The organism is Streptomyces sp. NPDC097617, from assembly GCF_044761485.1.
Lineage (GTDB): Bacteria > Actinomycetota > Actinomycetes > Streptomycetales > Streptomycetaceae > Streptomyces.
The window spans coordinates 67,823-89,613 of the sequence record NZ_JBIWCL010000034.1; the positions used below are offsets into that span (position 1 = coordinate 67,823).

Consider the following 21,791-nt stretch of genomic DNA (forward strand, 5'->3'; position numbering starts at 1 on the left):
AGGCGGGTCCTAGACACGGGTGATCTCCTTGGCGGGCTCCGCCCCGGGGCGGTGGACGGCGACAGTGCGGGCGGCGCGGGCCTGCTCCGGCCGGCGCCCGGCCTGCTCATACGTACGGAACGCGGCCCAGCAGACCATCAGCGCGGCGGCGAACACCGGCAGCCACAGCAGCCGGGCCGCTATCCAGCCCGCCGAGTCGGGCACGGTGTGCAGCCCCGGCAGGTCGGCCGAGAACAGCAGCCCGAGGGCGGTGACGGCCATCATGGCGGTCTGGTGCCACAGGAAGACGGTCATGGCCGAGAGGTTCACCAGGGCCACCTTCGCCCAGGCCGTCGGCCGTCGCATCGCCCGGGCCAGTGCCTCGCGGACCAGCAACGCCAGCCCGCACTGGGCCAGCCCGAAGGCGGCCGCGGCCAGCGTCGGCGGGTTCAGGTTCGAGATCGGGGCGCCCGGGACACCCACCATGGAGGCCGGGTACCCGCCCCAGAGGATCAGCGCGACCGTGGCCGCGCTGCCCGCGCCGAGCAGGAGCAGAGCCGGTTCGCGCCGGGCGAAGGCCCCGCGGGACCAGGCGGCCCCCAGGGTGAAGGGGACGAGCCAGCCGGCGGCCACATTGACCCAGCCGATCCACTCGGGCCCCTCCAACCCGAAGCGCCACACGTCCACCGTGGCCACCAAGGCCAGCGGCCACAGCGGGCTGAGCCGGGCCACGAGCGGGGTCGCCGCGGTGAGCGCGGCGAACACCAGCAGGAACCACAGCGGCGACAGCACCAGCTTGACCAGCGACCGCACGGTGTCGAAGTCCGCTCCGCCGATCAGCATCCCGCCCGCGACGACCACCCAGAGGACGAGCACCGCGGCGACGGGCCGGAACAGCCGCCCCAGCCGCTGCCCGACCCAGGCGCCGTACGAGACGCCACGCTCGCGCGCCGACTCGTACCCGCGGGCGGCGACATGGCCGCCGACCAGGAAGAAGACGGACAGCGTCTGGAACACCCAGGACACCGGGGCCAGCCACGGCATGTGCTCCAGGGGGCTGGTGGTGGCGAGACTGCCGTCGCGGGCGGTCAGCGCGGTGACCAGCCAGTGGCCGAGGACCACGCCGAGGATCGCGAGGGCCCGCAGTGCGTCCACCGTCCGGTCGCGCTCGGCCGGGGTGGCGGCTTCGATGCCGTCCGCCAGGGCGGACCAGCGGGCGCGGAACTCAACCATGGGTCGCCTCCGAGGCGGGAGCGTTGGTACCGAGGACGATGGCGGCCAGGCTGTCGAGGGACGCGGTGCCCGGCTTGAGGTAATCGCTGTGCCCGACCGGGCCGGCGGCGAAGGGCCGGGCCCCGAAGGCGGGGTCGACGGGGTCCGTGCCGAAACCGACCCCACCGAGCCGGACATGCGGGACATCGCCGATCCAGTCGCCACTGCCCCGGCCCGCCCAGACCCGGGCGGCGGTCGGCAGCTCCCGGGCGGATCCGGCTCCCGTACCCGGGCTGCCGTACAGCGCCATGTCGCTGACCGCGGGTCCCGTACCGGTCCGCGCGCAGACCACGGAACCGTACGAGTGGCACAGGAGCGAGAGCCGGGCACCGGGCCCGGCCATGCCCCGCAACCGGTCCAGGAAGGGAGCCAGTTCGGCGGCGGCATCGTCCGCCCGGCCGGGCGTCAGGACGGTGGTGCTCACCGTGCCGGGGGTGTCGTACCCCAGCCAGGCGACCACGGCCGAGCGCGGATGCTCGGCCCGCAGGCGCTGCTGGAGGGAGACGGCCCCGGCACGGAACCTCTCGTAGGTGTCGAGGGTGGTGTCGGAGCCGGGCACCAGGACGGCGACCCGGTCGGCGCTCTCCAGCTCGCCGAGGACCTCGACGGCCCTTCCCCTGCCGCGGCCGTCGAAGGTGAGGAACTGCGCCGACCCGGACGCCGCCATGGCGCGCAGCCTGGCTGCCCGGCCGGGGCGGTCGGCGTCCTCGGCGCTCTGGACCGCCTCGGCGATGTTGGCGCGGTTGGCGGCGTACCGGCTTTGCGGAGCGGCGTCCGAGGCGAATGCGGCGGGCGCGGGGGCCGGAACACCGGGGGAAGCGGCGGCGGATATCGGGACGGCCACGGCCGCGGCGACCAGTGCGGCCAGCAGGGTCCGGCGCAGCCGGCCACCGCCGGACCCCGCCCGCCCCGTGGCGCCCACCCCGCTCGCCCCGCAAGCCCCACCTGTCGTCCGCGTGCCCGTCCCCGTCTCCGTCCCCGTCCCCGTCTCCGTCTCCGTCCCCGCCCCGGGTCCCTCCGCTGCCCCCATTGCCATGTCCTCTTCCTTCGGTCGTCCGGAAGAGCCGTCAACGCTCTTCTCCGCTACCGAAGTTAGAAATCCGGGCCCGTGGTCCGCGTCACGCCATGGAGCCGTGTTCGCACGTAGCTCTCAGGTATGACGGGGGATACGTGAGAGGCACGATCATGTGCGTCCGACGTCTGGACACCTGTGGCCCACCGCTCACCCCGAAGCGAGCGGCGAGCAGCGAGCGGGCGAGGGAGGCGCGCGGCTCAGTCGGCTGCAAGGGGCTCGACGTACCCCGCCCGCCAGCGCGGTGCCGGGTCCTGGCCGGGGGTGGTCCAGTACTCCCGCGCCCCCACCATCTCCCCGTCCCGCACGGTCCACAGGGAGACGGCCCGGTGGACGACGTGGTCCTGAGGTATCTCCACCTCGGTGACGACGAGGTTCCCGTCGGCCAGGATCCGCAGCAGCTCCACGGATCTCTCGTCCGCGTAGCCGTCGTCGCTGTTCACCGCTATGAAGTGGGCGCGCCCCACGATGCGCTCACCGCTCACCGCTCACCGCTCACCGCTCACCGCTCACCGCTCACAATCCGTCGCCGTCACTGCCGGCTGTAGGTGAGGGGCGGGTTGTCGCTGCCCGCCAGCTCCCTGGAAAGGGTGCCGTCGGTCAGCAGCCGCAGTCGGCTCCAGGCACCCGGAGTGCAGGTCGGCGCGGCGCCGGAGGTGACGGTGGAGGCGTCGAGTTCCACGGGACCGGTGGCGCTGCGCAGGGGTGCCGACCAGGTGCAGGCGAGGCCGTCGCCCTGGACGGCCAGGGACATCACGGGGTCGCCGACCGCCCCGCGGGCGAGGGTGAGCCGCCAGGTCCGGCCGCCCTGTACGGCCTCCCAGGTGCCGACATAGGCCTCGGGCAGGCCGGATTGCGGGGATCCGGACGGGAATCCGGACTGGGATCCGGACGAGGACGCGGGAGCCGAAGCGGAAGCAGAAACGGAAGCTGAGGGAGACGAGGACGCGCTCGGCGTACGGCCGCTGCCGACGGGCGGTCGGGGGTCCTCGGCCCCGCTCATCACCGCGTACACCGTGCCGGCGGACAGGGCGGCGACGACCGTGGCGACCACCAGCAGCACAGCGGTCGACGCGGTCCGGGGCCGCGCCGGCTCCGACGCCATCGGCGGATACCCGGGGTGCACCGGGTGCGCGTACGAGGAGTACGCGGGCGGCGGCGTTCCCGGCGCAGCAGCAGCAGCAGCAGCAACAGCAGCAACAGCAGCAGCAACAACAGCAGGAGCAGCAGGAGGCGGCGGCGGGGCCGCGGCCCGGTCCGGGCCGGCGTCCTCACGGTCCAGCAGCTGTACGGCGTGCCGCCCGAGCCCTGCCACCAGCGGCGTCGGAAGCCAGGGCTCCAGAGCCCTTCCGTCGGCCACGGTGTCACCCGCGCCGACCCGGGCCAGCACCTCGGCGGGCCCCGGCCGAGCGGCGGGATCCCGGTGCAGACAGTCCCGTACGAGGTCGTGCAGCTCGGCCGGTACGCCGGTCAGGTCCGGCTCCGCCTCGGTGCTGCGCAGCAGGAGCCCCGCCAGGCCGCCGGGCTGCTCCGCGTCACCGAAGGGCAGCCGGCCGGTGGCCGCGTAGGCGAGGACCGCGCCGAGGCAGAAGATGTCGCAGGCGGCGGTCACCGGCTCGCCGCGGATCTGCTCCGGGGCCATGAAGCCGGGGGAGCCGATGACCTCGCCCACCCGCGTCAGTCCGCCGCCGCCCCCGTCCGCCCCGGCCCCCGCCCCCGTCCCGGCCCCGCCCGGCGCGCGGGCGATGCCGAAGTCGATGACGCGCGGGCCGTCGAGGGTGATCAGGACGTTCGAGGGCTTCAGGTCGCGGTGGACGATGCCGGCCCGGTGGATGTCCTGGAGGGCGTACGCGAGGCCCGCGGCCAGGATCCGTACGGAGCGGCCCGGCAGCGGGCCGAAGTCGTGGGCCACGACCTGGCGCAGGCTCGGCCCGGCGACGTAGCCGGTGGCGAACCAGGGGGTCGCGGCCTCGGTGTCGGCGTCGAGCACCGGTGCGGTCCATTCGCCGCCGACGCGACGGGCCGCGGCGACCTCCTGGCGGAAGCGGATCCGGAACTCCTCGCGGGCGGCGAGGTCGTGGTGGACCAGCTTCACCGCGACGGTGCGGCCGCGGTCCGAGCGGGCGAGGTAGACCTGACCCATGCCGCCGGCGCCGAGGCGGGCCAGCAGACGGTACGGGCCTATGTGGTGCGGGTCGTAGGGGTGCAGTTGCTCCATGGCCGGGTGTTCCCTCCCCGTGCTGGCCGTGCCGAACGGCTCTGCAGGGAAGGACGGCGGGCGGTACCGACCGGTTGCCCACCGTAAGGGTGAGCCGCCCGCCCTCTCACCCCGATCCCGCGCCTCTCACCCCGATCCCGCGCCTCTCACCCCCGATCCCGCCCTCTCACCCCGATCCCGCGCCGCTCGTCCTGAGGGGAGCCGCCCTAAGGGGCGTCCGACGCGGCCGGCCCCGGAATCACGGCCGCCGCCTCCAGCGCGTCCAGTGCCACGGCCAGGCGCTCCAGGGCGCGGACGGTCTGCGCGAACGCCGCATCGCCCAGCTCCGCCGCGAGCCGGGCCGCCAGGGCAGCGTGCCCCGGGCCGATCCGGTCCACCGCGTCGAGCCCCTCCTCCGTGGGCCGCAGCAGCTTCGCCCGGCGGTGGGCGGGGTTCGGGACGTACTCGGCCAGGCCCTTGGCCACCAGCAGGTCCGCGATGCGCTGGACGCTCTGCCGGGTGATGCCCATGCTCCGGGCTATGCCCGCCACCGACAGCGGCTCGCGCAGCACCGCGCCCAGTACCTGCCACCAGGCGGCGGTCAGCCCGGCCGGCTTGGCCAGTTCTTCGGAGATGGCGAGGAACTGGCCGTTCAGCCGGAACACCCCGAGCGCGGTGCTGCTCAGCAGGTCCTGCCGGGTCCGGGAGTCCCCGGCGTCCCCGGCGCCCTCAGGGGGACCGGGTTCACCGACGGGCAGCGGTTCGCGCGTCGACTCACGCATCGCCGGCCGCCGCTGCCGCCATCAGGACCGGGTAGGCGCTCACGTCCGAATCGTGGAAGAGCCCGTACCAGGCGTCCAGGACGTCCGGCTTGTAGACGTCCAGGCGGGCGAAGACCTCGCGGGCGAAGGCCACCGGCTCCGTCGGCCCGGCCGTGATGAGGTCGCCGTCGGTCACCGCGTCGGCCTCGACGTAGCGCTCGGCGCCGCCGTAGCCCGGCTGTTCGGCCAGGTAGAAGGAGGCGCCGCTGGTGTGGGTGCGGCCGTCGAGCAGGCCCTCGCGCGCGAGGCCGGCGGTGGCTCCGCAGATCGCCGCGACCGGCACCCCGGCGGCGAGGAACTCCCTCGCCTTGGCCGCGAAGGGCGCCAGGTCCTCGCTCGTGTCCCACAGGGACGCGCCGGTGAGGATCAGCAGCGAGGAGTCCTCCGGCCGCAGTGCGGCCAGGTCCAGATCGGGCTGGATGCGAACGCCGCCCATGGTGGTCACCGGCTCCGCCGCGCCGAGACCGACCGTACGCACGACGTGACCGCGCTGGGTGAGGTGCGCGGTGGTGTGGCCGGTCTCCCAGTCCGCGTACGTGTCGTAGACGGCGAGGTGGACGGGCTTGCGCGGGGTCTCGCTCATGGTGCTTTCGCCTCCAGCGTGGTTCCTGCTCTATGACAATAGACTGTCATAACGACAGGATGCTGTCAATCAAGTGAAGGGGTTCGACCGTCCTCGCAGACAGACTGCCGAGAGCGGCCCCCCACCCCCATACAGTCCGCCGATATCCCGCCCCACCTGCGCACTTCTAGCGTGACGTCATGACCCCTCATGTCACCCCGCACACCCTTGCCGCCGTGAAGGACGCAGATCGGAAGCACGTCTTCCACTCCTGGTCCGCCCAGGCCCTGATCGACCCCCTCGCCGTCGCCGGGGCCGAGGGGTCGTACTTCTGGGACTACGAGGGCAAGCGCTTCCTCGACTTCTCCTCCCAGCTGGTCAACACCAACATCGGCCACCAGCACCCCAAGGTCGTCGCCGCGATCCAGGAGCAGGCCGCCCGGCTCTGCACCCTCGCGCCCGGCTTCGCCGTCGACGTCCGCTCCGAGGCCGCACGCCTCATCGCCGAGCGGACCCCGGGCGACCTGGACAAGATCTTCTTCACCAACGGCGGCGCCGAGGCCGTCGAGAACGCCGTCCGCATGGCCCGTTTGCACACGGGCCGCGCCAAGGTGCTCTCCACCTACCGCTCGTACCACGGGGCCACCGCCGCCGCGATCAACCTGACCGGCGACCCGCGCCGCTGGCCCTCCGACACGGCCGCCGCCGGCGTCGTGCACTTCTGGGGCCCCTACCTCTACCGCTCCGCCTTCCACGCCACCACCGAGGCCGAGGAGTGCGCCCGCGCCCTCGCCCACCTCGCCGACACGATCACCTTCGAGGGGCCGCAGACCATCGCGGCGATCATCCTGGAGAGCGTGCCCGGCACCGCCGGCATCATGACCCCGCCGGCCGGCTACCTCGCGGGCGTCCGCGAGCTCTGCGACCGCCACGGCATCGTCTTCATCCTGGACGAGGTCATGTCGGGCTTCGGCCGCACCGGCACGTGGTTCGCCGCCGACCACTGGGGGGTCACCCCCGACCTGATCACCTTCGCCAAGGGCGTGAACAGCGGCTACGTGCCCCTCGGCGGCGTGGCCATCTCGGCCGCCGTCGCCGAGACCTTCGCCACCCGCCCCTACCCGGGCGGACTGACGTACTCCGGCCACCCCCTGGCCTGCGCCGCCGCCGTCGCGACGATCAACACGATGGAGGAGGAGGGCATCGTCGAGCACGCCGCCCACCTCGGCGAGAACGTGATCGGCCCGGCGCTCGCCGAGATCGCCGAGCGCCACCCCTCGGTCGGGGAGGTCCGCGGGCTCGGCACCTTCTGGGCCCTGGAGCTCGTACGGGACAAGGAGACGCGCGAGCCGCTGGTCCCGTACAACGCGGCGGGGGCGGACAACGTCCCGATGGCCGAATTCGCGGCGGCCTGCAAGGCCTCCGGCCTGTGGCCCTTCGTGAACATGAACCGGACCCACGTCGTCCCGCCGTGCAACGTGACGGAGGCCGAGGCGAAGGAGGGCCTGGCCCTGCTGGACGAGGCGCTGACCGTCGCGGACCGCCACACCACCGCCGGCTAGGCCCGCCTGCGCGGCCGGAACCCGAACGCTCCGCCATCCGCATTCGCACGGCGGGTGCGGATCGCGCATCGCGCATATCGGTTGGCTACCGATCGGTTTTCGGCCGCGTTGTCTGGCCTATGGTGTCCGAAGCCCCACGACAGGAGACGGACCCCTATGCCAGGCAGCGGAGCTGTCACCCGCAACACGCTTCGCCAGCAGATCGCGGACGCGCTGCGTGACGAAGTGCTCGCGGGACGCCTGCCTCCGGGGACCGAGTTCACCGTCAAGCAGATCGCCGAGCAGTACGAGGTCTCGGCGACCCCGGTGCGCGAGGCACTCGTGGACCTCTCGGCCCAGGGACTTCTCGAACTGGTCCAGCACCGCGGTTTCCGCGTGCGGATCTTCACCGTCGACGACTTCCGGGGCATGATCGAGGCCCGCGCGCTGGTCGTGGACGGGATCTTCCGCCACCTCGCCGAGCGTGGCACCGCCCCCGGCTCCGGCGAGCTGCTGGTGTCGGTGCGCCGTCGGGGCGAGGAGGCGCGGCGGGCCGCGCAGAGCGGTTCGCTCGAAGTCCTGATCGGCTACGACCTGCGCTTCTGGCGGGAGCTGAGCGGGCTGGTCGCCAACACCTACATATCCGAGTTCCTGCACCGTATCCGTGTGCAGTGCTGGGTCTTCGCCGTCCCCCACCTCCAGCGCGAACCGCAGCTGCGGGCGGCCCTGTGGAACGCTCACAGCGAGCTGGTGGAGGCGGTGACGCTGGCCGATGCCGACGCGGTGCGCGCCATCGTGAGGGGCTACAACGGGCACGCGCTGGCCTGGGCCGCCCGGCTCTGAGGCCCCGGGGGGTGCCCAGGTTCTGCGCATCCCTTCGCGGAGGGTGTCCGGGCCACTACGCTGGCCCGATCGGCGACAACGACTGATCGGAGGCCGAGTGGCCTGTGACCTGTGGCTGGTCCCCCTTGTCGACGTGCTGTGCCACAGCCCCGACAACCCCTTTGCGGAAGAGATCGCCTCGTACGACAAGGCGCTGGGCGCGGCCGGACTGCCGTCCGTGCCCGTGTTCGCGTACATGCCGGGCCTGAGCGGGGACGTCGCCCCGGTCGCCGGTTTCGACTACGACGCCCTGCATTTCCTGAGGCGGGCGTACCTGCTCCAGCTCTGCGGGCTGCCCGTGACTCCGGTGGACGAGCTGGGCGGGGACTACGAGCAGCTGCTGGAGATGTTCGAGCCCACGGCCCAGCAGTCGCACCTGGTGTGGCACTACGACCACGCCGGAGCGTACGTGCCGGTGGACTTCCCTGTTCCGCTGGCGAACGAGGAGCTGCTGGCCGGGGGCGGACCGCTGGGGTCCGTACAGGGGCTGCTGCGGGAGCTGATGTTCGTGGCCCCCGCCATCGGGATAGACCCGGGGAACCCGCCCGCCGCGCCGGCGCCGCCGGGGCGGCCGACGATGCTGGAGGAGCCCGCGGGGCCGATCCCGTACGACGACAGTCCGTTCGCCCGTGAGCGGCACGTATGGCTGGGGCTGCACGCGGCCGCGACGCGGAGTCTCGGCCAAGGATCGATGATCATCTTCAGCTGAGGCCGCGACCGCCTCCGGTGGGCGGGGTACGGGTCCGCCGCGCGGAACCCCGGCCCCGCCCGTCCTTCAGCGCGGCTGCTCCGGCGGCCGCTGCCGGGGCATGTTCGGTCTGGTGCCCGGCGGCAGCGGGAAGCGGGCGGGCGGGATGTTGGCGTCCGCACGCCCCCCGGAGGCCCCCAGCGACTGCATCACCAGGGGCGCTGGCCCGGCCCGGAACTCCACCATCCAGTCCGCCGTCTCCGAGCGCACCAGCTCCGTGATGTCCTCCGAGAAGCGGCGCAGCACGGTCAGGCACCGCTCGGCGGCCTCGCTGGCCGTGCCCTCGGTGGGTCCGAGTACCTCGCGCACGTTCTCCGAGGCCCAGTCGAACTGGAGGGTCTGGAGCCGGCGCTGCACGGCCTGGGCCGTGGCCACGTCCCGCATCCACCCGGACGTCAGCCCGAAGAACCGGTCGCAGGCCAGCGCGGCCGCACCCAGCAGTAGCGCGAGGTAGCCGTAGGTGGAGGCGCTCGGGATCGAGCCCGTCAGCTCCAGCAGCGGCATCGAGGCGCCCGTGACCGCGCCGACGGCGGCCCCGACGCGCAGCACGCGCGCACCGCGCCGCTTCCACGCCCGGTCGGACAGGTACCACTCGGCGGTGCGCAGTGCGTCGGCCTCGACCCGCCGGTAGAGCTCGTCGAGCCGCTCGGCGGGCTCGCCCCAGTCTCCGAGGGGGAACGGCCGGCCGGTCAGATCGCCGGCCGCCATCGGCCCGCCGCCTTCCTCCCGGGGATCCCGGGGTGGCCCCTCGGGCTGCATCTCCGGCTGGCTCACCCGGCACTCCCTCTGCCTGCGCTGACGTGTGGTGGTGCGCGTGTGCGCAATGATGCGCATGCTCTTCCTACCTTCGAATGACGGGCGATGGGCGACGATTCCCGGGATTTCCGCCCGCAAGGAGGTCTCCAGCAGGTACGCGTACGCCCCATCTCTCACTCGAAAGAGTTGGTCCTCACGGCGTAGGGCGCGGCGCCCGGGGAGCACGTAGGCTCGGATTGACCAAGCGTTCCGAAGGTCTCGACGTACGACATATGGAGTGAGTGCCCTGTGATTCCCGGTGGTGGCCAGCCCAACATGCAGCAGCTGCTCCAGCAGGCCCAGAAGATGCAGCAGGATCTCGCGGTCGCGCAGGAGGAGCTGGCACAGGCCGAGGTCGAGGGCCAGGCCGGCGGCGGTCTGGTGCGGGCTACCGTCACCGGTTCCGGAGAGCTGCGCGCGCTGGTGATCGACCCGAAGGCCGTGGACCCCGCGGACACCGAGACGCTGGCCGACCTGGTGGTCGCCGCGGTCCAGGCGGCCAACGAGAACGCGCAGGCGCTCCAGCAGCAGAAGCTGGGCCCGCTGGCCCAGGGTCTGGGCGGCGGCAGCGGTATCCCCGGCCTCCCGTTCTAACCCCCTCACCCCTACCCGACGAAAGAAGGCAGTCCGTTGTACGAAGGCGTGGTTCAGGACCTGATCGACGAACTGGGCAGGCTGCCCGGCGTCGGGCCCAAGAGCGCGCAGCGGATCGCCTTCCACATCCTGCAGGCCGAGCCCACCGACGTCCGCCGCCTCGCGCACGCGCTGCTGGAGGTCAAGGACAAGGTCCGGTTCTGCGCGGTGTGCGGAAACGTGGCGCAGGAGGAGCGGTGCGGCATCTGCCGTGATCCGCGCCGGGACACCACGGTCATCTGCGTGGTGGAGGAGCCGAAGGACGTCGTCGCGGTCGAGCGGACGCGCGAGTTCCGGGGCAAGTACCACGTCCTCGGCGGCGCGATCAGCCCGATCGAGGGCGTCGGGCCGGACGACCTGCGCATCCGCGAGCTGCTGGCGCGCCTGGCGGACGGCGAGGTGACCGAGCTGATCCTGGCCACCGACCCGAACCTGGAGGGCGAGGCGACCGCCACCTACCTCGCCCGCATGATCAAGCCCATGGGCCTGAAGGTCACCCGCCTGGCCAGCGGGCTCCCCGTCGGGGGAGATCTGGAGTACGCGGACGAGGTCACGCTCGGGCGGGCCTTTGAAGGAAGGCGACTTCTCGATGTCTGACGCAACGCTGCACGCCCTGGGACAGGATCCGGACGACTTCGCCGCCTCGATCTCGGACCAGATCGAGTCCTTCATCGTCGCGGTCACCGAGGTGGCCAAGGGCGAGGACCCGGACAGCGCGGTGCCCTTCCTCCTCCTGGAGGTGTCCCAGCTGCTGCTGGCGGGCGGCCGGCTGGGCGCGTACCAGGACGTGCTGCCCGACGAGCGCTACGAGCCCGACCTGGGCCCGGAGCCGGACGTGGACGATCTGCGCGAGCGCTTCGCGGTCATGCTGGAGCCGGTCGACGTCTACTCCGAGGTCTTCGATCCGTACGAGCCGCGCAAGCCCCCGGTCGCGCACCGGATCTCGGACGACCTCGCCGACGTGGTCGCCGACCTGCGGCACGGCCTCATCCACCACCAGGCGGGCCGGATCACCGAGGCGCTGTGGTGGTGGCAGTTCTCGTACTTCACCAACTGGGGTCCGACGGCCTCGGCGACGCTGCGCGCCCTGCAGTCGCTGATCGCCCACGTCCGCCTCGACCAGCCCCTCGCGGCACTGGACGGCCTGGACACGGACGAGGACATGGCCGAGGACGACCTCGCGGAGCAGGCCGGACAGGTGATGGCGGAGGAGCTCGGTGGCCTCGGCCGCAAGTGAGCGGTCGAACCGGGAACTCATTCTCTGATCTTTTCGTCTCATGATGTGGTACGAGGCGGTCGGATCCCGGTCGCTCGTTAGACTGCACCAGCAATGAGACGGACTGAGCGAGGAGCGCACGTGGGCCTTGTCGTGCAGAAGTACGGAGGCTCCTCCGTAGCCGATGCCGAGGGCATCAAGCGCGTCGCCAAGCGGATCGTGGATGCCAAGAAGAACGGCCACCAGGTGGTCGTCGTGGTTTCCGCGATGGGCGACACAACGGACGAGCTGATCGATCTCGCCGAGCAGGTATCCCCGATGCCGGCCGGGCGCGAATTCGACATGCTGCTGACCGCCGGAGAGCGGATCTCCATGGCCCTGCTGGCCATGGCGATCAAAAACCTGGGCCACGAGGCCCAGTCGTTCACCGGTAGCCAGGCAGGCGTGATCACCGACTCGGTGCACAACAAAGCGCGCATCATCGATGTCACGCCGGGCAGAATCCGCACCGCGCTGGACGAGGGCAACATCGCCATCGTCGCCGGCTTCCAGGGCGTGTCCGCGGATTCCAAGGACATCACCACCCTCGGCCGGGGCGGCTCGGACACCACCGCCGTCGCCCTCGCCGCGGCGCTGGACGCCGAGGTCTGCGAGATCTACACCGACGTCGACGGCGTCTTCACCGCGGACCCCCGCGTCGTGAAGAAGGCGAAGAAGATCGACTGGATCTCCTCCGAGGACATGCTGGAGCTCGCGGCCTCCGGCTCCAAGGTGCTGCTGCACCGCTGCGTCGAGTACGCGCGCCGCTACAACATCCCGATCCACGTCCGCTCGTCCTTCTCCGGACTGCCGGGCACCTGGGTCAGCAACGAGAATCCGCAAGGGGACGCGCAGGTGGAGCACGCCATCATCTCCGGAGTCGCGCACGACGTCTCCGAAGCCAAGATCACGGTCGTCGGCGTCCCGGACAAGCCGGGCGAGGCCGCGGCGATCTTCCGCGCCATCGCGGACGCCGAGATCAACATCGACATGATCGTGCAGAACGTCTCCGCGGCCTCCACGGGCCTCACGGACATCTCCTTCACCCTCCCCAAGGCCGAGGGCCACAAGGCCATCGAGGCCCTGGAGAAGGCGAAGGGCGCGATCGGCTTCGACTCCCTGCGCTACGACGACCAGATCGGCAAGATCTCCCTGGTCGGCGCGGGCATGAAGACGAACCCGGGCGTCACCGCCTCGTTCTTCCAGGCGCTGGCCGACGCGGGCGTGAACATCGAGCTGATCTCGACCTCCGAGATCCGCATCTCCGTGGTCACCCGCCAGGACGACGTCAACGAGGCCGTCCGAGCCGTGCACACGGCCTTCGGCCTCGACTCCGACAGTGACGAAGCGGTCGTCTACGGGGGCACCGGACGATGACCCCCACCCGGTCCTCCGGCCCGGCACTCGCCGTGGTCGGGGCGACCGGAGCAGTCGGTGCGATCCTGCTCCAGATGCTGTCCCAGCGCGCGGACGTCTGGGGCGAGATCCGCCTGATCGCCTCCGCGCGCTCCGCCGGCCGCATGCTGGCCGTGCGCGCGCAGGAGTGCGAGGTGATCGCCCTCACCGAGGATGCCTTCGACGGCCTCGGGCCGGGCGACATCGCCCTCTTCCTCACCCCGGCCGACATCTCGGCCCGCTGGGCTCCCATCGTCACCGCGCGCGGCTCGGTCGCCATCGACCTGTCCGCCGCCTTCCGCGAGGACCCCGAGGTCCCGCTGGTGGTGCCCGAGGTCAACGGGCACGCCGCACGGATCCGGCCGCGCGGGATCGTCGCCGGCCCGGACTGTGTGACCGCCACCATGATCGCGGCGCTGGGCGCGCTGCACTCCGAGTACTCCCTGCGCGACCTGGTGGTCTCCTCGTACCAGGCCGCGAGCGCCGCCGGCCGGGCAGGCTCCGAGGCGCTGCGCCGCCAGCAGTCGCTGGTCGCCGGAACCTCCCTGGGCGAGCAGCCCGGGGACGTACGCCGTGCCGTGGGCGAGGACACCGGCCCCTTCGCGGCCCCGCTCGCCCTCAATGTCGTGCCCTGGTCCGGCGAGCTGCGCGCGGACGGCTGGTCCTCTCACGAGCTGGCGGTACGCGGCGAGACGCGCCGGATCCTGCAGCTGGAGCATCTCCCGGTCTCGGTGACCTGCGTCCAGGTGCCGGTGCTGATCGGGCACTCACTGACGGTGCGGGCCCGGTTCGAGCGCGAGGTGGAAGCGGCGCACGCCCGGGAGATCCTGGAGGCCGCGCCCGGCGTGGTGCTCGTGGACGACCCCGAGGCCGGGGAGTTTCCCACGCCCGTGGACGCCGCCGGGACGGATCCCGCCTGGGTGGGACGGGTGCGGGCCTCGCTCGACGACCCCTACGCCCTGGAGTTCTTCGTGTGCGCGGACAATCTCCGCAGGGGCGCGGCCCTGAATGCCACACAGATCGCGGAACTGATCGCAGGTGAATTTGCGTAATTCGCTTTGTAGGATCGGTGCTGATCCCTTGATCAAGGTGATGGCCCGACTGCCGTCTCGATAAGACGGGGCAATCGGGAAGAGCGGGTACGCATGAGGGCAATAGGGATTTTGCTGGTGAGGATGCCTCGCGCGTACAACCCTGATGGGGGGACGCGTGTCCAACTGGCGTGGCAGAGGCACTGCTCGAACCAGTCGTCCGACCGGCGCAGATCGGGATCATCCCGTCGCGCCGGGGTCTCCGTGCGCCCGGCGGCGGTTTCCCCGTGATCGTGCCCGTCCCGCCGGCGGGGCCGTCAGAGGCGCCCGTACGGACCGTCGTACCGATCCGGGGCGGCCTCGTGCCCGCGCCGCGCGACAGCGCTGAGGCGGACGGGGCAGCCAAGAGCGAGACGGCCGAGGTGGTGGCCGGCACCACCGTCGACCACCTCACCGCGACCTACCAGGCGCACTACCGCTCGCTCCTGGGCCTGGCCGCGCTGCTCCTCGACGACACCGCCTCCTGCGAGGACGTGGTGCAGGAGGCCTTCATCCGGGTGCACTCCGCCCGCAACCGGGTCCGCGACCGCGAGAAGACCCTGGCGTACCTGCGCCAGACCGTCGTGAACCTCTCGCGGTCCGCCCTGCGCCGCCGCATCCTCGGCCTCAAGCTGCTCTCGAAGCCGATGCCGGACATGGCGAGCGCAGAAGAGGGCGCGTACGACCAGCTGGAGCGGGACGATCTGATCAAGTCGATGCGCGGACTGCAGCGCCGCCAGCGCGAGGTGCTGGTCCTGCGCTACTTCGCGGACATGACGGAGGCCCAGGTTGCCGAGACGCTCGGAATATCGCTCGGCTCGGTGAAGGCGTACGGATCGCGGGGCATTGCCGCGCTGCGGGTGGCGATGGAGGCTGCGCAGTCATGATGGACGACCACACGTCGCTGGGCGCATCCGGCGGACCGGGCGGACCGGGCGAGGAGGAGGAGCTGCGCATCCTCCTGCGCGGGGCCGTCGAGGGCCTGCAGCCCTCGACGGAAGCGCTGGAGCGACTGCGGTGCGCCGTCCCCGCGCGCCGGACCCGTAACCGCCGGGTCGCCCTCGTCGGCGCCGCTGCCGCGGTGCTGCTCGCCGGGACCGCGATCCCGGCCGCCCTGCACCTGACCGCGGCCGATGGCGCGGCCGAGGACCACCCGGCCATGGCCGGACACGGCGCGGCCGCGGCGGACCGGCGGGACGGACTCGCCTCCGATCCGCACCAGAACGGATTCGGGGACCGCCCGAGTTCGAGCCGTTCCTTCGGCGACATCCCGGTCGTGGGCGGTGTCACCGGGCAGCCGGACGCCGCGCAGGGCTCCGCCGCGGGCGGTGGGACGGCCGGCCCGTCGGGCGCCGGCACCACGGCCGGACCCGGCGGTTCCGCCGGTTCGGTCGTCGGCTCGGGCCCGCTGCCGCCGGTGGTGGCGCCGGGTGTGCCCGGGTGCGGTGCGGACCAGCTCGGGGTGGTGGGCTCGGCCCGGCCCGCGGAGACCGACGGCAAGGTGTACGGCAGCTTCCGCGTCGCGAACGTTTCGACGCAGGCCTGCGCGGTCAGCGGACAGGACACCCTGACGGCGGCCCCGGCATCCGTGACCGGAACCGGCTCGGGATCCGCGGTCGCAGTGGTCGGCCACAAGGCGGGCGACCCGGCGAGCGGGCTGCCCGATCCGTCGGCGGCATCCGCGGCCCTCGTGCTCCCGCCGAACACCGCGTACGAGGTCCGCTTCGCGTGGGTGCCCTCGGGAGAGACCTGTACGCCGGGGAACCAGGACGCGGGAGGCAATCCGCCGCAGACCGGATCCGCGGGCACCTCGGCCGGCGCGGGGAACGCGGTGGCCGCCGACCCGCAGTCGGGGGCGGGGTCGACCGCGCCCGGCGTGGCCGTCTCGCACACCCCGCAGTCGGGCGCCGCGACGACGCAGACGACGATTCCCGAGGTCTGCGGCGGAACGGTGTACCGGACGGGCCCGATCCCGGTCGCATAGGGGCGCCCCGCCGAGCGGGGCCGGGCATCCGGACCGGGAGTACGGACCGGGAGTCCGGCTAGGCGGCGGTCTCCAGCAGGCCGGCCTCGGCGTCGCGGATGGTCTCCACCTCGCGGCGGTAGAGCCGGAACCACATGAAGAGCACGAAGGCGACGAAGACGAACCACTCGCCGGTGTAGCCGAGGTTCTGGAAGGCCTTGAGGTCGAGCCCGGTGTTGGTCGGCGCCTGCGCGGGCACCGGAACCATCCCGTCCGACGGGGTCTGCACGGTCAGCCAGGCGTCGTACAGGTCGTAGGCGACGAGGTTGACCAGTGAGGCCGCCCCGATCACCCCGAGCTGCCCGGCCGGCAGGCCGCCCTGGGCGTGCGCCCCCTTGGTGCCGGAGTTCTCCGAGGCCTGCAGGGCCCCGCTGACCTCGACCCGACCGGTGGGCGCGGCCGGCGCCTTCGCGGGGTCCGCCGCCCCCGGCAGCCAGCCCCGGACCACCGGGACGGCCTTGCCGGAGTCGGTCTTCAGCAGGGTCAGCACGTAGAACCCCGACTCACCGTCGAGCATGCGCTCCGGCACCAGCAGCTGGTCGCCGTACTCACCGGTGGTGGAGGCCAGCCGTCCGGAGGTCGTTTTGTCGACCGGGAGCAGCGAGTCCAGGGGAGCGGCCACCTGGTCGGCGGGCCGCTCGGCGGACGCCTCCCGGTGGGTGTCGACGCGGTCCTCGAACCGGCCGAGCTGCCAGGACCCCATGAACAGGCAGAAGGGAACGGCGAGCGCGACGAAGACGTTGATCCCCCACCAGCGCGGGGTCAGGAGAAACCGGTGCACCCCACCACCGTACGGGGGGTGCACCGGTCGTCCTCCCGCAGGGTCAGTGCGGCAGGTGCTTCAGCGCGAACTCCAGCTCCATCCGGACCTGCTTGATCCGCTCCTCCACCACCAGCGAACCGTGCCCCGCGTCGTAGCGGTACACCTCGTGCACCGCCCCGCGCGCGGCGAGCCGGTCCACGTAGTTGTCGATCTGGCGGATCGGGCAGCGCGGATCGTTCACGCCCGCCGCGATGTGGACGGGTGCCTTCACGGCATCCACGTACGTCAGCGGCGAGGACGCCTCGAAGCGCTCCGGGACCTCCTCCGGCGTACCGCCGAAGAGGGTGCGGTCCAGGGCTTTGAGCGCCTCCATCTCGTCGTGGTAGGCCGCCACGTAGTCCGCGACCGGTACGGCGGCCAGCCCCACGGCCCAGGCGTCGGGCTGCGTGCCCACGCCCAGCAGCGCCAGGTATCCGCCCCAGGAACCGCCCGACAGCACCATGCGCGCCGGGTCCGCGAGGCCGCAGGAGACGGCCCACTCGCGGACCGCCGCGATGTCCTCCAGCTCGATCAGCCCGACCCGGTGCTTGAGGGCGTCGGTCCACTCGCGGCCGTAGCCCGTCGAACCGCGGTAGTTGACCCGCACCACGGCGAAGCCGTGGTCCAGCCAGGCCGCCGGGGCCGAGGCGAAGGAGTCGCTGTCGTGCCAGGTCGGCCCGCCGTGGATCTCGAAGATCGTCGGGAAGGGGCCTTCGCCGTGGCCCGCCGGCCGCTGCGCGAGCGCGTGGATCCGCCCGCCCGGGCCCTCCACCCACACGTCCTGGACCGGCAGCGATCCGGGCGCCCGGAAGCCGGGCGGGTCCAGGACGATCCCGCCCGCGGTGGACCGTACGGTCGAGGGCTCGGCGGCCGAGGACCACAGGTACTCCACCGTTCCGTCGGGCCGGGCGGTGGCCCCCGACACCGAACCCGGCGGCGTGTCCACGCGTACGAGCTCCCGTGCGGCCAGGTCGTAACGCCACAGCTCGCTGCGCGCCTCGAAGCTGTGCGCGACCAGCAGCGCGGACCCGTCCGGGTACCACTCGGCGCTGACGTCACCCGGCAGGTCGATCGCGAGCTCCTGCTCGGCACCGGTGGCCACGTCCCAGACCATCGGCTCCCAGCGGCCGCGCCGCTGGTGGCCGACGAGCAGCCGGGTGTCGCCGACGACCGGGGCGAAGCCGAGGACCTCCAGGCCCAGCTCCTCGGTCCCGCCCCGGGTGTCGTCCAGCTCGGCGACGGTGCGTGCGTCGAGGTCCAGGACGCGCAGGGCGGAGTGCATCGCGTCGCCGTGCTCGGTGTGCTCGACGGCCACGAGCGTTCCGTCGCGGGACAGGTCGCCGACACCGGCCGACTCCCGGTGCCGGTAGATGACGGTGGGTGCGGAGCCGTCCGGCCGGACCACGTGGACGGTGGAGCCGTCCTCGTCGGTGGAGCGCCCCACGACGGCCGTCCCGTCCCGCCCGATGGCCAGCCCGGCGGGGTACGAGGGCTCCAGCCCGGGGGTGGCCGGTTCGTCGGGGCCGCCCGCGAAGGGCTGGCGCACCCAGGTGCCGAACTCGTCGCCGTCGGTGTCGGAGAACCACCAGATCCACTCGCCGTCGGGGGAGAGGGTGCCGTCGGTGGTGCCGTTGGGGCGGTCGGTGGCCTGCCGCTGGCCGCCGGTCGCGCGGTCCCAGGCGTAGAGCTCGAAGGTTCCGGTCGCGTTGGAGACGAAGAGCGATCGGTCCGGCGCGTCCTCGGCCCAGTCGGGAAGTCCCACGCGCGGTGCCCGGAACCGCTTCTCCCAGTCGGGCATGTCGGGGGTCATCTCACTGTCGCTGGTCATGCGCCCCATTGTGGCCGCAGCGCTCCCCGGGATGCCGACCGCCCGGAACGGGCGGAGAGTGGAACGCATCGGCCGTCCCGTCCGAGGAGGAACGGTCATGGCCAAGAAGGCCCGCACCGGCCACCACAGCCACCAGGACTCCGAGCGTGCCCTGGCGAAGAACACGGCCGCCGAGGCCCGTGCCAAAGCCGCGGTCCGGGACATCCACAGCAACGCCGCGAAGACGCGCGGCATGCAGCAGAAGGCCCAGGCCAAGCGCGGCTAGGTGTATTGCCCCGGATACCTCTCTAGGCTGGCGCCATGCGGATGATCGTCCGGGGCGCCCGGCTGCTGCACTCCCACGGCCTGTCCGACGTCGAGGTCGCGGAGGACGGCCGCATCGCGCGGGTGATCCCGTACGACGACCAGAAGGAACCGCCGGCGACCGGCATCCTCATCGAGGCCCACGGCGGCCTGCTCACCGCGCCGTTCGTCGAGCCCCACATCCACCTGGACACGGCTCTGACCGCCGGAGAGCCCCGCCCCAACGCCTCCGGCACCCTCTGGGAGGGCATCGCCTGCTGGAGCGAACGCAAGCGGACCCTGACCCGTGAGGACGTGATCGCGCGGGCCACCGAGGTGCTGCGCTGGCAGGCTGCCCACGGGGTGCTGCACGTGCGGACCCACTGCGACATCACCGACCCGGACCTCACCGCGCTCGACGCGCTGCTGGAGGTGCGCGACCGGGTCCGGGACTTCATGACCCTGCAGATCGTGGCCTTCCCGCAGGAGGGCATCGTCTCCTTCCCCGGCGGCGAGGGGCTGCTGCGCGAGGCCGTCGCCCGCGGGGCGGACGTCGTGGGCGCGATCCCGCACTTCGAGGACACCCGCGAGGACGGTGTGGCCTCGCTGCACACGGCCTTCGCGCTGGCCGAGGAACACGGCCTGCGGGTGGACGCGCACTGCGACGAGATCGACGACGAGCAGTCGCGCTTCGTGGAGGTGCTGGCCACCCTGGCCCTGCGTTCGGGGCTGCGCGGACGCGCCACGGCCTCGCACACCACGGCCATGGGCTCCTACAACGGGGCGTACAGCTACAAACTCCAGCGGCTGCTGGCCCGTTCCGGCATCAACCTCGTCTCCAACCCGTTCGCCAACCTGGGCCTCCAGGGCCGCTTCGACGCCTATCCCAAGCGGCGCGGCCTCACCCAGGTCAAGGAGATGCTGGCCGCCGGGGTCAACGTCGCCTTCGGCCACGACGACGTGATGGACCCGTGGAACGCGCTGGGCACCGCCAACCCGCTGCAGACCGCCCTCGTCGGGCTGTACGCCGCCCAGCTCACCGGCGACGACGAGGTCCCGCTGGCCTTCTCGATGGTGACGGAGCGTGCGGCGCGGGTGCTCGGCCTCGCGGAGAGCGAGTACGGCATCACCGCGGGCGTCCCCGCCTCCTTCGTCCTGCTCCCGGCGCCCTCGCCCGAGGAGGCGATCCGCCGCCAGGTCCGCCCGCGGTACGTCGTCTCGCGCGGGACCGTCCTCGCCGAGACCCCGCTCGCCCCGACCCGGCTCAACTGGCCCGGGGAGCCCCCGTCCGAGGTCGACTTCAGCCGCCGCCTACGCTGACGCCCCATGAAGACGTGGACGCTTGACACCGTATCGGCCCGCGCTGCTCACGAGATCGCCTCGGAGTATGCGGACACGACCCTCCTGAACCATTCGGTCCGCTCCTACGCCTTCGGAGCCCGGTACGCGCAGCAGCACGGGCTGACGTACGACGCGGAACTCCTCTACGTCAGCGCCCTGCTGCACGACCTGGGCCTGACCGCGCCCTTCGACAGCCACACCCTTTCCTTCGAGGAGGCGGGCGGTCACGTCGCGCGCGTCCTGACGGCGGGGCTGGGCTGGCCGGCGGCCCGCCGGGCGCGCGCCGAGGAGGTCGTCGTCCTGCACATGCGGGACGACGTGAGCGCCGCCGAGGACGTGGAGAGCCACCTGTTGCAGGTCGGCACCAGCGCGGACGTCTCGGGTCTGCGCGTCGCCGAGTTCGATCCCGCCTTCACCGCGGACCTGCTCGCCGCGTACCCGCGGGGCGACTTCGGCGCCGCGTTCCTGGCGCTGGTCGAGGACCAGGCCGTGCGCAAACCCGACTGCGCGGCCGCCGCGTACGTGGCCGGGGGCGCGGCCACCCGTATCGCGGCCAACCCGCTGGACCGGACGCAGGCGTAGGCGGGGCGGGGCCCTTCAGGGGGTTCGCGCCGCTGCGGGTCACGCATATCGGTCACCGTGTCGGATAGCGTGCGGCGCATGTCGTGGGACGTGGACGGAACACCGCACCCGCTCGCACTGCGCCGCACCGGCCGCAGCGAGCTGGAGCCGGACCGGCTGCCCGAGATGCGGGAGCTGGAGGTGCTCGGCTGGGAGCCGGCGCCCGAGGACCTGCGCTGGGTGTTCCTTACGTACGTCTGGCCCCCGGCGGCCCGGACCTGGATCCCCGACCGCTCCACCCACTGGGCCGTGGACACCTCCCTCGACGGCCACGGGCACATCACCGGCGTGGAGTGCGCCCCACTGCCCGAGCCGGACCTGCGGGACCTCGACCGGGAGGCCGACGAGGCCCTGGCGGAGCTCGGGCTGCCGCCCCGGCCGCGGGGCCGCCTCTGGCTGCTCCGCCCGGTCGGCCCCTTCACCACCGTCGGCGCGTTCCTGAAGCACCTCGACGGGCTGGCCTCCGCGGCTCCCGCCGAGCCGCTCCCCGCCCTGGCCCGGGCGGCACTCGCGGAACTCGCCGGTTCCACCGAGCCCGCCGGTTCCACCGAGCCCGCCGGGCCCGAGGAGTTCTGAGCGGGCGTCAGCCCTTCAGGTCGGCCATCCAGGCCTCGATGTCGCTGGAGGTGCGGGGGAGTGCGGCGGAGAGGTTGTGGTTGCCGTCTTGGGTGA

23 protein-coding genes are annotated in these 21,791 nt (G+C 72.7%); 14 read left to right on the plus strand and 9 right to left on the minus strand.

The features are described 5' to 3' along the window. Positions 1-9 precede the first annotated feature (9 nt). From ACIQZO_RS36365 to ACIQZO_RS36390, 6 genes are all read right to left on the minus strand, one after another. Positions 10-1,212, minus strand: a complete 1,203-nt coding sequence (locus tag ACIQZO_RS36365; protein WP_403635027.1) for an acyltransferase — start codon at positions 1,210-1,212, stop codon at positions 10-12. Beyond that, a complete protein-coding gene (locus tag ACIQZO_RS36370; protein ID WP_403635030.1) occupies positions 1,205-2,173 on the minus strand; it encodes an alpha/beta hydrolase in 969 nt (322 codons plus the stop codon). The genes ACIQZO_RS36365 and ACIQZO_RS36370 overlap by 8 nt, the downstream gene beginning before the upstream one ends. 350 nt (positions 2,174-2,523) lie before the next feature. Continuing rightward, entirely contained in the window at positions 2,524-2,808 is a 285-nt protein-coding gene (locus tag ACIQZO_RS36375; protein WP_403635033.1) for a nuclear transport factor 2 family protein, read from the minus strand. Between the two features lie 47 nt (positions 2,809-2,855). After that, the gene (locus ACIQZO_RS36380; RefSeq protein WP_403635037.1) at positions 2,856-4,541 is read right to left on the minus strand and encodes a serine/threonine-protein kinase; all 1,686 of its coding nucleotides are present in this window, start codon (positions 4,539-4,541) and stop codon (positions 2,856-2,858) included. Between the two features lie 206 nt (positions 4,542-4,747). Next, positions 4,748-5,302, minus strand: coding sequence for a MarR family winged helix-turn-helix transcriptional regulator (locus ACIQZO_RS36385; protein WP_403635040.1), 555 nt, complete (start codon positions 5,300-5,302; stop codon positions 4,748-4,750). Next, a complete protein-coding gene (locus ACIQZO_RS36390) occupies positions 5,295-5,924 on the minus strand; it encodes a DJ-1/PfpI family protein (RefSeq protein WP_403635043.1) in 630 nt (209 codons plus the stop codon). The genes ACIQZO_RS36385 and ACIQZO_RS36390 overlap by 8 nt, the downstream gene beginning before the upstream one ends. Positions 5,925-6,103: 179 nt before the next feature. Between ACIQZO_RS36390 and ACIQZO_RS36395 the strand changes: the two genes are divergently transcribed. The 3 genes from ACIQZO_RS36395 to ACIQZO_RS36405 all read left to right on the plus strand — a co-directional run bounded on the left by ACIQZO_RS36395 (position 6,104) and on the right by ACIQZO_RS36405 (position 9,035). Continuing rightward, entirely contained in the window at positions 6,104-7,465 is a 1,362-nt protein-coding gene (locus tag ACIQZO_RS36395) for an aspartate aminotransferase family protein (RefSeq protein WP_403635046.1), read from the plus strand. A gap of 156 nt (positions 7,466-7,621) precedes the next feature. Continuing rightward, positions 7,622-8,287 (plus strand): GntR family transcriptional regulator, encoded by a 666-nt coding sequence (locus tag ACIQZO_RS36400; RefSeq protein WP_403635049.1) that lies wholly within the window; start codon positions 7,622-7,624, stop codon positions 8,285-8,287. Positions 8,288-8,384: 97 nt separating this feature from the next. Beyond that, positions 8,385-9,035: a hypothetical protein gene (locus ACIQZO_RS36405; protein WP_403635052.1), complete on the plus strand. Its 651-nt coding sequence runs from the start codon at positions 8,385-8,387 to the stop codon at positions 9,033-9,035. A 66-nt stretch (positions 9,036-9,101) separates the two neighbouring features. Here the strand turns inward: ACIQZO_RS36405 and ACIQZO_RS36410 are convergent, their stop codons facing one another. Further along, positions 9,102-9,848, minus strand: a complete 747-nt coding sequence (locus ACIQZO_RS36410; protein ID WP_403635055.1) for an SLATT domain-containing protein — start codon at positions 9,846-9,848, stop codon at positions 9,102-9,104. A gap of 270 nt (positions 9,849-10,118) precedes the next feature. Here ACIQZO_RS36410 and ACIQZO_RS36415 point away from each other — a divergent pair, with 270 nt between their 5' ends. The 7 genes from ACIQZO_RS36415 to ACIQZO_RS36445 all read left to right on the plus strand — a co-directional run bounded on the left by ACIQZO_RS36415 (position 10,119) and on the right by ACIQZO_RS36445 (position 16,206). Continuing rightward, positions 10,119-10,463: a YbaB/EbfC family nucleoid-associated protein gene (locus ACIQZO_RS36415; protein WP_403635058.1), complete on the plus strand. Its 345-nt coding sequence runs from the start codon at positions 10,119-10,121 to the stop codon at positions 10,461-10,463. Positions 10,464-10,499: 36 nt separating this feature from the next. Further along, positions 10,500-11,099: a recombination mediator RecR gene (gene recR, locus ACIQZO_RS36420; protein ID WP_327384062.1), complete on the plus strand. Its 600-nt coding sequence runs from the start codon at positions 10,500-10,502 to the stop codon at positions 11,097-11,099. Continuing rightward, entirely contained in the window at positions 11,092-11,739 is a 648-nt protein-coding gene (locus ACIQZO_RS36425) for a DUF5063 domain-containing protein (protein ID WP_403635062.1), read from the plus strand. Before recR ends, ACIQZO_RS36425 begins: the two co-directional genes overlap by 8 nt. Before the next feature lie 120 nt (positions 11,740-11,859). Next, positions 11,860-13,134 (plus strand): aspartate kinase, encoded by a 1,275-nt coding sequence (locus ACIQZO_RS36430; protein WP_403635065.1) that lies wholly within the window; start codon positions 11,860-11,862, stop codon positions 13,132-13,134. Further along, entirely contained in the window at positions 13,131-14,204 is a 1,074-nt protein-coding gene (locus ACIQZO_RS36435) for an aspartate-semialdehyde dehydrogenase (RefSeq protein WP_403635068.1), read from the plus strand. Before ACIQZO_RS36430 ends, ACIQZO_RS36435 begins: the two co-directional genes overlap by 4 nt. Positions 14,205-14,416: 212 nt before the next feature. Further along, on the plus strand, positions 14,417-15,109 hold the full coding sequence (locus tag ACIQZO_RS36440; RefSeq protein WP_403635098.1) for a SigE family RNA polymerase sigma factor: 693 nt from the start codon (positions 14,417-14,419) through the stop codon (positions 15,107-15,109). Then, positions 15,106-16,206 (plus strand): hypothetical protein, encoded by a 1,101-nt coding sequence (locus tag ACIQZO_RS36445; protein ID WP_403635071.1) that lies wholly within the window; start codon positions 15,106-15,108, stop codon positions 16,204-16,206. The genes ACIQZO_RS36440 and ACIQZO_RS36445 overlap by 4 nt, the downstream gene beginning before the upstream one ends. 58 nt (positions 16,207-16,264) lie before the next feature. Here the strand turns inward: ACIQZO_RS36445 and ACIQZO_RS36450 are convergent, their stop codons facing one another. After that, a complete protein-coding gene (locus ACIQZO_RS36450; RefSeq protein WP_403635074.1) occupies positions 16,265-17,026 on the minus strand; it encodes an SURF1 family protein in 762 nt (253 codons plus the stop codon). Between the two features lie 43 nt (positions 17,027-17,069). Then, a complete protein-coding gene (locus ACIQZO_RS36455; RefSeq protein ID WP_403635077.1) occupies positions 17,070-18,875 on the minus strand; it encodes a prolyl oligopeptidase family serine peptidase in 1,806 nt (601 codons plus the stop codon). 97 nt (positions 18,876-18,972) lie between these two features. Here ACIQZO_RS36455 and ACIQZO_RS36460 point away from each other — a divergent pair, with 97 nt between their 5' ends. From ACIQZO_RS36460 to ACIQZO_RS36475, 4 genes are all read left to right on the plus strand, one after another. Then, on the plus strand, positions 18,973-19,140 hold the full coding sequence (locus ACIQZO_RS36460; RefSeq protein ID WP_403635080.1) for a hypothetical protein: 168 nt from the start codon (positions 18,973-18,975) through the stop codon (positions 19,138-19,140). A gap of 35 nt (positions 19,141-19,175) precedes the next feature. Next, entirely contained in the window at positions 19,176-20,477 is a 1,302-nt protein-coding gene (gene codA / locus ACIQZO_RS36465) for a cytosine deaminase (RefSeq protein WP_403635083.1), read from the plus strand. 6 nt (positions 20,478-20,483) lie between these two features. After that, positions 20,484-21,080: an HD domain-containing protein gene (locus ACIQZO_RS36470; RefSeq protein WP_403635086.1), complete on the plus strand. Its 597-nt coding sequence runs from the start codon at positions 20,484-20,486 to the stop codon at positions 21,078-21,080. 78 nt (positions 21,081-21,158) lie between these two features. Then, entirely contained in the window at positions 21,159-21,695 is a 537-nt protein-coding gene (locus ACIQZO_RS36475) for a DUF5956 family protein (RefSeq protein ID WP_403635089.1), read from the plus strand. The last annotated feature ends 96 nt before the right edge of the window (positions 21,696-21,791 follow it).

What these genes read in the sequence shown, in the direction of transcription:
- ACIQZO_RS36455 (WP_403635077.1), bottom strand. Translation starts at nt 18,875, where the DNA reads ATGACCAGCGACAGTGAGATGACCCCCGACATGCCCGACTGGGAGAAG.
- ACIQZO_RS36460 (WP_403635080.1), top strand. Translation starts at nt 18,973, where the DNA reads ATGGCCAAGAAGGCCCGCACCGGCCACCACAGCCACCAGGACTCCGAG.
- ACIQZO_RS36385 (WP_403635040.1), bottom strand. Translation starts at nt 5,302, where the DNA reads ATGCGTGAGTCGACGCGCGAACCGCTGCCCGTCGGTGAACCCGGTCCC.
- ACIQZO_RS36380 (WP_403635037.1), bottom strand. Translation starts at nt 4,541, where the DNA reads ATGGAGCAACTGCACCCCTACGACCCGCACCACATAGGCCCGTACCGT.
- ACIQZO_RS36435 (WP_403635068.1), top strand. Translation starts at nt 13,131, where the DNA reads ATGACCCCCACCCGGTCCTCCGGCCCGGCACTCGCCGTGGTCGGGGCG.
- ACIQZO_RS36425 (WP_403635062.1), top strand. Translation starts at nt 11,092, where the DNA reads ATGTCTGACGCAACGCTGCACGCCCTGGGACAGGATCCGGACGACTTC.
- codA (WP_403635083.1), top strand. Translation starts at nt 19,176, where the DNA reads ATGCGGATGATCGTCCGGGGCGCCCGGCTGCTGCACTCCCACGGCCTG.
- ACIQZO_RS36395 (WP_403635046.1), top strand. Translation starts at nt 6,104, where the DNA reads ATGACCCCTCATGTCACCCCGCACACCCTTGCCGCCGTGAAGGACGCA.
- ACIQZO_RS36445 (WP_403635071.1), top strand. Translation starts at nt 15,106, where the DNA reads ATGATGGACGACCACACGTCGCTGGGCGCATCCGGCGGACCGGGCGGA.
- ACIQZO_RS36390 (WP_403635043.1), bottom strand. Translation starts at nt 5,924, where the DNA reads ATGAGCGAGACCCCGCGCAAGCCCGTCCACCTCGCCGTCTACGACACG.
- ACIQZO_RS36470 (WP_403635086.1), top strand. Translation starts at nt 20,484, where the DNA reads ATGAAGACGTGGACGCTTGACACCGTATCGGCCCGCGCTGCTCACGAG.
- ACIQZO_RS36400 (WP_403635049.1), top strand. Translation starts at nt 7,622, where the DNA reads ATGCCAGGCAGCGGAGCTGTCACCCGCAACACGCTTCGCCAGCAGATC.
- ACIQZO_RS36365 (WP_403635027.1), bottom strand. Translation starts at nt 1,212, where the DNA reads ATGGTTGAGTTCCGCGCCCGCTGGTCCGCCCTGGCGGACGGCATCGAA.
- ACIQZO_RS36475 (WP_403635089.1), top strand. Translation starts at nt 21,159, where the DNA reads ATGTCGTGGGACGTGGACGGAACACCGCACCCGCTCGCACTGCGCCGC.